The sequence below is a fragment of the Nocardioides sp. NPDC047086 genome (assembly GCF_040643685.1).
In the GTDB taxonomy this organism is placed as follows: Bacteria; Actinomycetota; Actinomycetes; order Propionibacteriales; family Nocardioidaceae; genus Nocardioides.
In genome coordinates, this window is sequence record NZ_JBEYUV010000001.1 from 342,278 (window position 1) to 353,609 (window position 11,332).

11 protein-coding genes and 1 pseudogene are annotated in these 11,332 nt (G+C 68.9%); 7 read left to right on the forward strand and 5 right to left on the reverse strand.

Going from position 1 to position 11,332, the window contains the following annotated elements; genetic code table 11:
- Positions 1-42: 42 nt before the first annotated feature.
- Entirely contained in the window at positions 43-1,356 is a 1,314-nt protein-coding gene (locus ABZ796_RS01685; protein ID WP_357334074.1) for a DUF1343 domain-containing protein, read from the reverse strand.
- 181 nt (positions 1,357-1,537) lie between these two features.
- On the opposite strand from ABZ796_RS01685, the pseudogene ABZ796_RS01690 reads away from it, so the two are divergent.
- From ABZ796_RS01690 to ABZ796_RS01700, 3 genes and pseudogenes are all read left to right on the forward strand, one after another.
- A pseudogene (locus tag ABZ796_RS01690) lies at positions 1,538-2,311 on the forward strand (hypothetical protein); the annotation flags it as partial.
- 76 nt (positions 2,312-2,387) lie between these two features.
- Positions 2,388-2,942 carry a hypothetical protein gene (locus ABZ796_RS01695; RefSeq protein ID WP_357334151.1) on the forward strand — a complete coding sequence of 185 codons (555 nt, stop codon included), beginning with the start codon at positions 2,388-2,390 and terminating at the stop codon, positions 2,940-2,942.
- 373 nt (positions 2,943-3,315) lie between these two features.
- Positions 3,316-4,005, forward strand: a complete 690-nt coding sequence (locus ABZ796_RS01700; RefSeq protein ID WP_357334076.1) for a hypothetical protein — start codon at positions 3,316-3,318, stop codon at positions 4,003-4,005.
- Between the two features lie 80 nt (positions 4,006-4,085).
- Here the strand turns inward: ABZ796_RS01700 and ABZ796_RS01705 are convergent, their stop codons facing one another.
- Both ABZ796_RS01705 and ABZ796_RS01710 read right to left on the reverse strand, forming a co-directional pair.
- On the reverse strand, positions 4,086-4,700 hold the full coding sequence (locus ABZ796_RS01705; protein WP_357334078.1) for a YceI family protein: 615 nt from the start codon (positions 4,698-4,700) through the stop codon (positions 4,086-4,088).
- A gap of 188 nt (positions 4,701-4,888) precedes the next feature.
- Complete coding sequence (locus ABZ796_RS01710) at positions 4,889-5,020, reverse strand: hypothetical protein (protein WP_357334080.1); 132 nt, start codon at positions 5,018-5,020, stop codon at positions 4,889-4,891.
- Positions 5,021-5,234: 214 nt separating this feature from the next.
- Here ABZ796_RS01710 and ABZ796_RS01715 point away from each other — a divergent pair, with 214 nt between their 5' ends.
- The 4 genes from ABZ796_RS01715 (at position 5,235) to ABZ796_RS01730 (ending at position 10,111) form a co-directional block, all read left to right on the forward strand.
- On the forward strand, positions 5,235-5,498 hold the full coding sequence (locus tag ABZ796_RS01715) for a hypothetical protein (protein WP_357334082.1): 264 nt from the start codon (positions 5,235-5,237) through the stop codon (positions 5,496-5,498).
- Positions 5,499-5,512: 14 nt separating this feature from the next.
- The gene (gene glmS, locus ABZ796_RS01720) at positions 5,513-7,336 is read left to right on the forward strand and encodes a glutamine--fructose-6-phosphate transaminase (isomerizing) (RefSeq protein ID WP_357334083.1); all 1,824 of its coding nucleotides are present in this window, start codon (positions 5,513-5,515) and stop codon (positions 7,334-7,336) included.
- Between the two features lie 23 nt (positions 7,337-7,359).
- A complete protein-coding gene (locus ABZ796_RS01725; protein WP_357334085.1) occupies positions 7,360-8,172 on the forward strand; it encodes an MOSC N-terminal beta barrel domain-containing protein in 813 nt (270 codons plus the stop codon).
- Positions 8,173-8,254: 82 nt separating this feature from the next.
- Positions 8,255-10,111 carry a DEAD/DEAH box helicase gene (locus ABZ796_RS01730; protein WP_357334086.1) on the forward strand — a complete coding sequence of 619 codons (1,857 nt, stop codon included), beginning with the start codon at positions 8,255-8,257 and terminating at the stop codon, positions 10,109-10,111.
- 108 nt (positions 10,112-10,219) lie between these two features.
- Here the strand turns inward: ABZ796_RS01730 and ABZ796_RS01735 are convergent, their stop codons facing one another.
- Together ABZ796_RS01735 and ABZ796_RS01740 are read right to left on the reverse strand one after the other, a co-directional pair.
- Positions 10,220-10,858 carry a permease prefix domain 1-containing protein gene (locus tag ABZ796_RS01735; protein WP_357334088.1) on the reverse strand — a complete coding sequence of 213 codons (639 nt, stop codon included), beginning with the start codon at positions 10,856-10,858 and terminating at the stop codon, positions 10,220-10,222.
- Positions 10,859-10,980: 122 nt separating this feature from the next.
- A complete protein-coding gene (locus tag ABZ796_RS01740) occupies positions 10,981-11,301 on the reverse strand; it encodes a helix-turn-helix transcriptional regulator (RefSeq protein ID WP_357334090.1) in 321 nt (106 codons plus the stop codon).
- Positions 11,302-11,332 lie beyond the last annotated feature (31 nt).

Genomic DNA, 11,332 nt, shown 5'->3' on the forward strand with positions numbered 1-11,332 from the left:
GACTCGGCGTGATTTTCGGTCAGAACGCGCCGACTCGGCGGGTCAGCGGTAGAGGAGGTAATGGCGGCGAGTCCTGTCGAAGGCGGCCAGCTCGTCGCGCCAGGCCGTCTCGACCTCGTCGCCGGAGGCGCCGGCGTCGATCTGCGTACGCAGCCTGGTCGATCCGGTGAGCTTGTCGATCCAGAACGGGCGGGCGGTGTCCCAGGAGTCCTGGCGCCAGGCGAACTCGGGGTAGAGGGACTTGGCGGTGACCAGCATCTCGACACCGGTGCGGACCTGGTCGAACCGGTCGCGGTCCTGGATCGTGACCTGCACGCCGCCGCAGACCTGGCCGGCGAACTTGTTGACCGAGGGATTGAAGTACGCCTCCCGGAACGTCACGCCGGGCAGTCCGGCCTCCTCGAGCGTCGCGGCCCAGCGGTGGTCGACGAACGGGGCCCCGATCAGCTCGAACGGCTTGGTGGTGCCACGCCCCTCGGACAGGTTGGTGCCCTCGAACATGCAGGTGCCGGGGTAGGCCAGCGCCGTATCGGGGGTGGGCATGTTGGGGCTCGGCAGGATGAAGTCGAGCCCGGTGTCGGCGTACAGCGTGCTCCTCCGCCACCCCGAGACCTGGACGATGTCGAGCTGCGCCAGCCGGCCGCCGGCGTGCTCCTCGAGGAACTCCCCGTCGAAGAATCGGGCCAGCTCACCGACCGACATCCCGTGCTGCTGGACGATCTCTCGGGCGCCGACGCCCGAGGTGTACGCCGCGGTCATCATCGGTCCGCGGGCGGTCCCGCCCACGGGGTTGGGCCGGTCGAGGACCACGAAACGCTTGTCGGTCGCCACGGCCGCCTGCATCGCCGTCCACATCGTCCAGATGTAGGTGTAGAACCGGGAGCCGACGTCCTGGATGTCGAAGACGACGGTCTCGACGTCGGCGGTCGTGAACAGCTCGGTCATCTTCGCCACGTTCGCCCCATAGGCGTCGTAGACGGTCAGCCCGGTGCGCTCGTCGACGAAGGTGCCCTCCGAGCCGCCCGCCTGAGCGGTGCCGCGGAAGCCGTGCTCCGGACCGAAGACGCCGGCGATCCGGACCGCGCCCGACTCGTGCATCTCGTCGACGATGTTGCGCAGGTTGCGGAGCACGCCGGTGGGGTTGGTGATGATGCCGACCCGCTCGCCGGCCAGCACCGACCAGCCGTCGGCCGCGGCGCGTTCGGCGCCGGTCCTGACGGCATGCGCTCGCCCGAGCGGCTCGAGGGCAGTGCTCGCCGAGCCGGCCGATGCGGTGAGAAGCGGAGCCGCCGCCGCGCCGGCCGCGGCCGCGCCGAGCAGACGGCGCCGATCGATCCTGGGGACTTCAGTGCTCATGGGGGCGCTCCTGTGCCGAGGGGGAGGATCACCTTGCAGGCTAGCCCTGACGCCGCCGGTTGGAAGCCGAATTTCCCGGGTCGTCGCGGCTGGATGACATCAGACCCTTCGACCGTTCGTCCCGGCAGAACGACCGTTCGTCGTCGTGTGTGTCGAATTGGGCTGGACACCGCCCTCGATTGTGACCAAGGTCACAGGTCGTCCGAACCCCACTTCGACAGATCTCGGAGGTGACTCATGCCGTCCTCGTCCAAGGGCTCGTGGATACGTCACCCCGGTCGACTTCGTCGTCGGCCGCTACGGGTCCAGGTCCCTGGGGCTGGCCGTCGCGGTCACCGGCCTGCTGGCCACCATGCCCTACATCGCGCTGCAGCTGGTGGGCATGGAGGTCGTCCTCGAGGTGATGGGGCTGCAGGGCGACTCCTCGAACTGGTTCATCCGTGACTCGCCGCTCTTCATCGCGTTCGCGGTGCTGGCCGCCTACACGTACTCCTCCGGGTTGCGGGCGCCGGCGCTGATCGCGTTCGTGAAGGACTCGCTGATCTACATCGTGATCATCGTGGCGATCATCTACATCCCGTCGCAGCTCGGTGGCTGGGCCAACATCTTCGACACGGTGCAGAACAGCTTCGACACGTTCAACACCGAGAACGCCGACGCGATCGCCGCCGGCGACGCCGCCCCGAAGGCGCTGTTCCCGGCGCAGGCGGCCGGCCAGTGGGCCTACGCCTCCCTGGCGCTCGGCTCGGCGCTGGCGCTGTTCATGTACCCGCACTCGATCACCGGCGTCCTCTCCACCCGCAGCCGCAACGTGATCCGCCGCAACGCCTCGCTGCTGCCGGCGTACTCGTTCCTGCTGGGGCTCCTGGCGCTGCTCGGGTTCGTCGCCCTCGCGGCCGGGGTGATGGTCGGGGACCCGCCGAACCCCCAGCTGGCGATCCCGCAGCTCTTCGAGGACCAGTTCCCGGCGTGGTTCGCGGGCGTCGCGTACGCGGCCGTCATCATCGGTGCGCTGGTTGCCGGCGGCGATCATGTCGATCGCAGCCGCCAACCTGTGGACGCGCAACATCTACAAGGCCTACCTGAAGCCCGACGCGACCCCGCAGGACGAGGCCAGGCAGGCCAAGATCGTGTCTCTGATCGTGAAGTTCGGAGCGCTGATCTTCGTGCTGGCGCTCTCGAAGTCGTACGCCATCAACCTGCAGCTCCTCGGCGGTGTCTGGATCCTGCAGACGCTGCCGGCGATCGTCGTCGGGCTCTACACCCGGTGGTTCCACCGCTGGGCGGTCCTGGCCGGCTGGGCGGTCGGGATGGCGTACGGGACGTACGTCGCGTACGGCGTCTCCTCGCCCACGCAGGAGCACTTCGGTGGACCCCTGGCGCCGTTCCCGGGCACGGAGACACCCATCTACATAGCGCTCACCGCGTTCCTGCTCAACCTCGTCGTGGTCGTCGTCCTGACCCCGATCCTGAGGGCGCTCAACGTGCCCGACGGTGAGGACGCCACCGTGGCGTCGGACTACTCGGTCGATGCCGGAGACGAGGGTGTCGTCGAGGAGCTGAGCTCGACGACGGAAGTGCGCTGAGGTCCGCTGAGCACGTCGCAAAGTCCCGCAAACACGTCTTCACGACGTGTTTGCGGGACTTCTCAGATTTTCGACGAAGAACTGCAACGTCAGCGCAACGACGTACGTAACAAGTACTGAAGGCTCTGATTCGGACGACTCGGGAGTGTCCATGGTGAGCAATGAGGCTGTGACGGCCTCGACGAGCAGTCGAGGCCACGGCGTACGCCGTGCCGCGATGGCCCGTGCCGCGACGATCGAGCGTCGAGATGAGCAACGGATCCATGTGGGCGATTGGACGCCGGGGGGCGTCGCCCTGCATGGATCTACCACCGGGCGTGAAGCTGGCCAGTCGACTCAGGCTGCCGATCCGTCCGGTCCGATGGGTGGGGCTATGAGCGGGACCAGGACCTCGCTCGCCCCGCTCGGCGGGACCCCGTCCGCGTCAGCCGCGATCCCCGAGCGCTCGGGCGCCGGGTGCAGGCGCCGGCGGGGTCCCGCATTCCCGCAACACCCGAACACCTCCGTCTGGAGCAGCTCGGAGGCCTGCGGCCACGAGCCGTACGACTCACGTCAGGAGAACGCGATGAACTCGAAGGTCCTCGGGGGACTTCGGCGGTCGGTGGCGGTGACGCTGGTGGCAGGTGGCCTGACGGTCGCCGGCGCCGCGGTCGCCCACGCCGACTCGCAGTCCGTTGGGCAGGCTGACGGCCGGGCCGCCTCGGCGGCCCAGCAGCCGATCAAGGCACCGGATCGTGGACCCGCGGGTCCGGTGACGGTCTCGGGAGCGGTCGCCGGCAACGACGGGGCGGTGACGGTGGCGACCGACGGGACGACGGTCGTGGTCAGCGGCCGCGCGCACCTCGAGTCTCCGGTTGACAACGCTGCCGGTGGTGGCGTCGTCCACCATGATGACGATGCCCGCTCCCCGCTGGGTCGCGGTGCCGATCTCGGCACGGATCAGCTCGGCTTCGCCGGGGGAGCGACCGGTGACTCCTCGTCCGTGGACGCCGTCGGCACTGCCCGTGTCGGGGCGGAGAAGCACTACTACGTTCAGGACGTCACGGGGCCCGACGGTTCCTGAGCGAGGCGCGAAAAAGATGCGTCGGGCCACCGGGAGATTCCCGGTGGCCCGACGCATGATGGGTCAGATCGACCTCAGGATCAGGCAGCCTCGTCCGCGTTCTTGATCGCGGAGATGTCGAACTCGAGCTTGATCTTCTCGGAGACCAGGACGCCGCCGGTCTCGAGGGCGGCGTTGAAGGAGAGGCCCCAGTCGGTGCGGTTGATCGCGACGGCACCCTCGAAGCCGACGCGGGTGTTGCCGAACGGGTCCTTGGCGGAACCGGTCTGCTCGAAGGGGACGGTGACCGACTTCGTGGTGCCCTTGATGGTCAGGTCGCCGGTGATGTTCCAGGTCTCGCCGTCGAACTCGACATCGGTCGACTCGAAGGTGATGTTGGGGTGGTTCTCGTTCTCGAAGAAGTCACCGGAGAGCAGGTGGCCGTCGCGGTCGGCGTTGCCGGTGTCGACGGAGTCGGCCTTGATCGTGAGCGAGACCTTGGACTTGGACGGCTCGGCGGTGTCGATCGTCGCGCTGCCCTCGAACTCCTTGAACGAGCCGCGGACGGTGGTCACCATCGCGTGGCGGGCCGAGAAGCCCAGGCGGGTGTGGGCCACGTCGAGCGTGTAGTCACCCGAGATGTCCTCGATGGCGGAGGTCGGGGTGTCGAACTCGGTCTCGGCGGGTGCCGCGTCCTTCTTGCTGAAAATGCCCATGGCGGTTCTGCTCCTGGAAGAATTGGTTGAAACTGCAAGCATCATAACGGGGGAATCTGTCCCAATGTTCCCGCTCGCGTGGCCTTTCCTGACGCCGGCGGAAGATTGGTTGCAGTGACAACGCTATCCCTAAACGCACGAGGCCCGCTCCCCTGTCGGGGGCGGGCCTCGGAAGCGTTGAGCGGTTGTCAGGCAGCGTGACGCGTGGTCGCGGGTGCACTGACTTCGACCCAGCGGGCCTCCATGTGCTTACGGCCGCGGCGGTCGACGACGGGGAGCCAGCGGAGCTCGAGCTTGTTGGTCACTTCATTTCCCTTCATCAGACACCTCTTGTTCACCTTGTGTTCACCTAAGGTACCGCACCCCCACTCGGATGTCCAAGCAGTTCGTCAGGTGACGTGTCTCGCTCCACTTCGAGACCCGGAACCGTGCGTTGCGGACGTGCCTCGCCCCACTTCGGTCGAATTAGAAGGATCTGCCCGAAATCGGGCAGAAATTTGAATGTCGCTGGGCGGGTGGCTCACAGTTGGTGAGATGGATGCCGAGCAAGCGCTGATCGACCACCTGGTCGCCACCACCGGGCTCCGGCCCGCGGAGGCGGCGCGGGTGATCGAGGACGTGGTGGCGTACTTCGACGAACCGGTCGAGACCTACGTACGCCGTCGGCATGCACAGCTGAAGACCTACGGCGCGAAGAACGACGCGATCTTCGCGCAGCTCGCCGATGAGCTTCGGGCGCGGGTCGTTGCCGCGCCGCAGCTGACCGAACGCCAGCTGCGACGGCTCATCTACGGATAGAACGGACAGGACACATGTGCGGAATCGTCGGCTACATCGGACCCCAGCAGGCCGCGGGCCTGCTCACCGAGGGACTGGCCCGGCTGGAGCACCGCGGCTATGACTCGGCGGGCGTTGCGGTGCTGGGCAGCAGGCTCCAGGTGGTGAAGAAGGCCGGACGCGTACGCGATCTGGTCGATGCGCTGCCGAAGCGGTTCGCCGGCAAGGTCGGCATCGGCCACACCCGGTGGGCGACCCACGGCCCTGCCAACGACACCAACGCCCACCCGCACGCCTCCGCCGACGGGCGCGTGGCCGTGGTCCACAACGGGATCGTCGACAACGCCGCCTCGTTGCGGGAGCGGCTCACCGAGGCGGGCGTCGAGCTGGTCAGCGACACGGACACCGAGGTCTTCGCCCATCTCATCGGATCGTCGGCCGCGGACACGCTGGAGGCCAAGGTCGTCGACGCGCTCTCCCAGGTCGAGGGCACCTGGGGACTCGCCGTCGTGCACGCCGACTTCCCCGACCGCATGGTCGTCGCCCGCAACGGCTCGCCGCTGATCGTCGGCGTCGGCGACGGCGAGATGTACGTCGCCTCGGACCTGGCCGCGGTCGTCCGCCACACCACCACCGTCGCCCACCTCGACGACGGCGAGCTCGCGACCGTCACCGCCACCGGCTTCACGACGTTCCGCCAGGACCTGACGACGACCACCACGACCGCTCGCGAGGTGGACGTGGACCCGTCGGCGTACGAGTACGGCGAGCTCGCCGACGAGCCGCGGATGTTCACCGAGATCCTGGAGCAGCCGTCCTCGGTCGAGCGGGCGCTGCGTGGCCGGCTCGACGAGCGGTTCGGAACGGCCCACCTCGGCGGGCTCAACCTCGACCCGCGCGAGCTGCGGGCGATCCGCCGGGTCAAGATCCTCGGCTGCGGCTCCGCCTACTACGTCGGCCAGATGGGTGCCGGGCTGATCGAGGAGCTCGCCCGGGTCCCCGCCGACGCCGAGGCGGCGTCGGAGTTCCGCTATCGCAACCCGATCATCGAGCCCGACACCCTCTATGTCGCCGTGTCCCAGTCCGGCGAGACCATCGACACCCTGCTCGCCGTCCAGGAGATCAAGCGCAAGGGCGGCCGGGTGCTCGGTGTCGTCAACGTCGTCGGTTCCGCGATCGCGCGTGCGGTCGACGGCGGCATCTACCTGCACGCCGGGCCGGAGATCGCGGTCGCCTCGACCAAGGCGCTCACCAACATGTACGTCGCGTTCTCGCTCCTGGCGCTTCAGCTGGGCCGCGTGCGCGACCTCTCGATCGCCGACGGGAAGCGGCTCATCGCCGGCCTGCAGGCGCTGCCGACCCAGATCGAGGAGATCCTCAAGAGCGAGTCCCACCTCGAGGAGGTCGCGGCCCGCCTGGCCGAGGCCGAGTCGATGTTCTTCGTCGGTCGCGTACGCGGCTACCCGGTCGCGCGTGAAGGCGCCCAGAAGCTGAAGGAGATCTCCTACCGGCACGCCGAGGCGTATCAGACCTCCGAGCTCAAGCATGGTCCGCTCGCGCTGATCTCGGAGTCCGTGCCGACCGTGGCGATCGTGCCCCAGGACGAGCTGACCGACCGCAACGTCGCGGCCCTGCACGAGATCAGCGCCCGCCGCGGGCCGCTGGTCGTCGTCACCCACCCCGACGTCGACCTCGGCGAGCTCGACGCGCTGCGCGTGGACGTACCGAAGAACGAGGTCGAGCTCGACCCGATCCTGCTGACGATCCCGCTCCAGCTGATCGCCTTCCATGCCGCCAAGGCCCTCGGCCACGACGTCGACAAGCCGCGCAACCTCGCCAAATCGGTCACGGTCGAGTAGCGGTGTCCGCTTCAATGGGCTCCATGCGCCTGGCAGGGATCAACATCCATCCGGTGAAGTCGACGGCGATCAGACCGGTCCAGGAGGCGTACGTCGGCAGGGCCGGGATCGTCGGCGATCGCGAGTGGATGGTCGTCGACGGCAGCGGCAAGCTGGTGACGGCTCGTGAGGTGCGGGAGCTGTTCAAGGTCGTGGCCGACACCCCCTCGACCGGCGGGCCCGCGGGCGTGGACCTGCTGCTGAGCGGGCCCGAGATGGACCCGTTGGAGGTGGCGGTGCCCGATCGGACGGCGCCGGCCGTCGGCGTACGTTTCTTCGGGAAGCCGCTCACGGCGCAGGCCGTCGGGGAGCCTGCCGACGCGTGGCTGAGGAAGGCGCTCGGCCGCGACGACCTGAGGCTGATGTGGTGTGCCGACCCGACGAAGCGGGCGATGAACCCGACGAAGTACCGGCCCGGTGAGTTCGCCGCCTTCCAGGACTCCTCGCCGGTATCGCTGATCACGGACGCCTCGGCCGACCAGATCGACGCGTGGGCCGAGGGCGAGGTCCCCGCGGAGCGCTTCCGCGCCAACCTGCTGATCGAGGGATCCCCGGAGGCGTTCGCCGAGGACGGCTGGAGAGAGGTTGCGATCGGCGGCGCACGATTCCGGGTCGCGGCACCGATCGACCGGTGCGTGATGACGACCATCGATCCCGACACGCTGGAGTCGGGCAAGGACCCGCTCCGTGCTCTCGCCCAGCATCGCCGCTGGGACGGCAAGGTCTGGGCGGCCGTGCATCTCGCCGTCGCCCATCCCGGCGAGATCGTGGTCGGCGACGAGGTCATCGTCTCCTGAGCGACCCCGAGTGACCCTGAGTGACGGGGGCCACCGCGCCGAGGAATGCTGAGATCGTGCTATAAGGGCCTACCGTTGGAGGGTGAGCACCGACGCTGATTCTGCCGTATCCACCACTCCCGCGCCCGAGGAGCCGAGCGCGCCCAGCGGCGGGTCCAGCGTGGAGGCTGAGCAGGGTCCGACCTTCGACTCACTCGGTCTTTCCGCCGGCGTCCTCGAGGCCGTCAAGGCGCTCGGTTACGAGACGCCGAGCGCGATCCAGGCCGCGACGATCCCCTCGCTGCTCGAGGGCCGCGACGTCGTCGGCCTCGCGCAGACCGGCACCGGCAAGACCGCCGCGTTCGCGCTGCCGGTGCTCTCGAACCTCGACGTCTACCAGAACGCGCCCCAGGCGCTGGTGCTCGCGCCGACGCGCGAGCTGGCCCTGCAGGTGTGCGAGGCGTTCGAGCGTTACGCGTCCAACCTCGACGGCGTACGCATCCTGCCGGTCTACGGCGGGCAGGGCTACGGCCCGCAGCTGACCGCGCTGCGTCGTGGCGTCCACGTCGTCGTCGGCACCCCCGGCCGGATCATGGACCACCTGGAGAAGGGCACGCTCGACCTCTCCCAGCTGCGATTCCTGGTGCTCGACGAGGCCGACGAGATGCTCAACATGGGCTTCGCCGAGGACGTCGAGACCATCCTCGCCGACACCCCCGAGGACAAGCAGGTCGCGCTCTTCTCGGCCACGATGCCCGCGCAGATCCGCCGGCTGTCGAAGAAGTACCTTCGCGATGCGAAGGAGATCTCGGTCAAGGCGAAGACCCAGACCGCCGCCAACATCACCCAGCGCTACCTGATGGTGTCCTACCCCCAGAAGGTCGACGCGCTCACCCGCATCCTCGAGGTCGAGAACTTCGAGGGCATGATCGTCTTCACGCGCACCAAGTCCGAGACCGAGTCGCTGGCCGAGAAGCTGCGCGCGCGTGGCTTCGCCGCGACCGCGATCAACGGCGACATCGCCCAGGCCCAGCGCGAGAAGACCGTCAACCAGCTCAAGGACGGCTCCCTCGACATCCTGGTCGCGACCGACGTCGCGGCTCGCGGTCTCGATGTCGAGCGGATCTCGCACGTGGTCAACTACGACCTGCCGACCGATGTCGAGGCGTACGTCCACCGCATCGGCCGGACCGGCCGCGCGGGCCGCACCGGCGACGCGATCTCGTTCGTCACCCCGCGTGAGCGGTGGCTGCTGCGCGCGATCGAGAAGCACACCAAGGCATCGCCGACGCAGATGCAGCTCCCCTCGGTCGACGAGGTCAACGCGACCCGCCTCTCCCGCTTCGACGACGGCATCACGGCCGCTCTGCAGGAGGGCGACAAGATCGAGTTCTTCCGTGACGTGGTGCGTCACTACGTCGACGAGCACGACATCCCCGAGGTCGATGTCGCCGCTGCTCTGGCCGCCGTGCTCCACGGCGAGGAGCCGCTGCTTCTCGAGCCGGAGCCCGAGAAGCCCGCCTACGAAGACCGGCGCGGACGTCGCGACCGCGATGACCGCGGCGGCGACCGTGGACCTCGCCGCGAGACCGGCACGTCGCGTCACACGGGGCAGCCGCTGGCCACCTACAAGATCCAGGTGGGCAAGCGCCACCGCGTCGAGCCGCGCCAGATCGTCGGCGCCATCGCCAACGAGGGTGGCCTGCGCCGCGCCGACTTCGGCAACATCTCCATCCGCAACGACTTCTCGCTCGTCGAGCTCCCCGCGGACCTGGCTCCCGAGACCTGGAAGGCGCTCGAGTCGACCCGCATCTCCGGCAAGCTCATCGAGCTCTCCGAGGACTCCGGCGGTGGCCCCGTGCGTCGCTCGGGTGGTCGCTTCGACAAGGGCGGCCGTCAGGGCAGCTCCGACTTCGGCGACCGCCCCCGCAAGCCGCGGCAGAAGCGCAAGTTCGACTGACTGACCCCCGCTGGTCGAGACCAGCACATTCCCCGCGAGCGCGACAGGGGACCGTGTTGGTCTCGACACGCCTTCGCCCAGCGGCTCCGGCGGCTCGACCAGCGTATTTCAGCAGGCGGCGAGGGTGCGCTGGGCGGAGAGCGCGACCAGTGCGAACGGGGTCGCCATGAACGCGATCGCGGCCAGCGCAACGATCACGGTGAGACCGCCGGTGAGGACCAGCATCGTGAAGCCGATGACAGGGATCACGAGCGCGATGGTGAGGGCCCAGGTCGCGGTCAACCGTGCGGCGCGCCGGCCGACGGGGAGCCAGCGCTGACCGATCGCGGTCACCACGAGCGCGATGACGGCGCCGAGTGCGCCGATCGTGCCGACGTACTCGATGATTCCGTCGAGCACGCTGAACAGTCCTGCATCCGGGGCTGTCAGGTGCGCGCTGGAAGCCAGGTCGATGCCGCCGTCCCACAGGAACGCCTGAGGGATCATGACGAGGACGAGCATGAGGGCCGTACGTCGCGCGGCACCGATCGCGACGGTGTCGCGGAATCCGGGAGCGATGTCGTCGACGGACCCGAAGTCGCGCAGAGCGAGCGCCTCGGCCTCGGTGGTCGTGTAGCCCGCGGCGGTGTAGGCGCCGGTCGCGTCCTCGAGATGGTCGCCGGCCTCGCGCAGGAGGTCGCGCCGGGTCCAGCTCGGGCCGGGGATCGCGGCGCGCAGGTCCGCAAGGTAGACGTCAACGGCGCTCATGCGCTCATCTTCCGTCCTCGGCTGCGTCGGCCACATCAGGGAACTCCCTGAATGACACGCCAGAGGTGCCGACTCGGTCGACGGGAGTGACGGCTCGGCCGACCGGGGTGGCGGCTCGGCGGTCAGGCTTCGCCGAGTACGCCGGAGACGACCTTGGCGAACGTGCGCCACTCCTGGCGGTGGGTGGCGAGGGCGGTGCGGCCGGCGGAGGAGAGCTCGTAGGTGCGGCGCTTGCGGCCGCCGACCTCGGACCAGGAGCTGTCGAGGTAGCCGGCCTTCTCCAGGCGACGCAGCGCGGGGTAGATGGTGCCGGTGGGGAGGTCGAGCTCGCCGCCGCTGCGGGCGCTCAGGGCCTCGATGATCGCGTAGCCGTGGAGGGGCTGCTTCTCGACGACGGCCAGGATCAGCGAGTCGAGGTGGCCACGGAGGGCGTCGGCTTTCATGTAGACAGCCTACACAGTCCGGCGTACATTG

Bases quoted from the DNA above. Each gene is read 5' to 3' on its own strand.
- ABZ796_RS01685 (WP_357334074.1), bottom strand. From the start codon at position 1,356: ATGAGCACTGAAGTCCCCAGGATCGATCGGCGCCGTCTGCTCGGCGCG.
- ABZ796_RS01695 (WP_357334151.1), top strand. From the start codon at position 2,388: ATGTCGATCGCAGCCGCCAACCTGTGGACGCGCAACATCTACAAGGCC.
- ABZ796_RS01700 (WP_357334076.1), top strand. From the start codon at position 3,316: ATGAGCGGGACCAGGACCTCGCTCGCCCCGCTCGGCGGGACCCCGTCC.
- ABZ796_RS01705 (WP_357334078.1), bottom strand. From the start codon at position 4,700: ATGGGCATTTTCAGCAAGAAGGACGCGGCACCCGCCGAGACCGAGTTC.
- ABZ796_RS01710 (WP_357334080.1), bottom strand. From the start codon at position 5,020: ATGAAGGGAAATGAAGTGACCAACAAGCTCGAGCTCCGCTGGCTCCCC.
- ABZ796_RS01715 (WP_357334082.1), top strand. From the start codon at position 5,235: ATGGATGCCGAGCAAGCGCTGATCGACCACCTGGTCGCCACCACCGGG.
- glmS (WP_357334083.1), top strand. From the start codon at position 5,513: ATGTGCGGAATCGTCGGCTACATCGGACCCCAGCAGGCCGCGGGCCTG.
- ABZ796_RS01725 (WP_357334085.1), top strand. From the start codon at position 7,360: ATGCGCCTGGCAGGGATCAACATCCATCCGGTGAAGTCGACGGCGATC.
- ABZ796_RS01735 (WP_357334088.1), bottom strand. From the start codon at position 10,858: ATGAGCGCCGTTGACGTCTACCTTGCGGACCTGCGCGCCGCGATCCCC.
- ABZ796_RS01740 (WP_357334090.1), bottom strand. From the start codon at position 11,301: ATGAAAGCCGACGCCCTCCGTGGCCACCTCGACTCGCTGATCCTGGCC.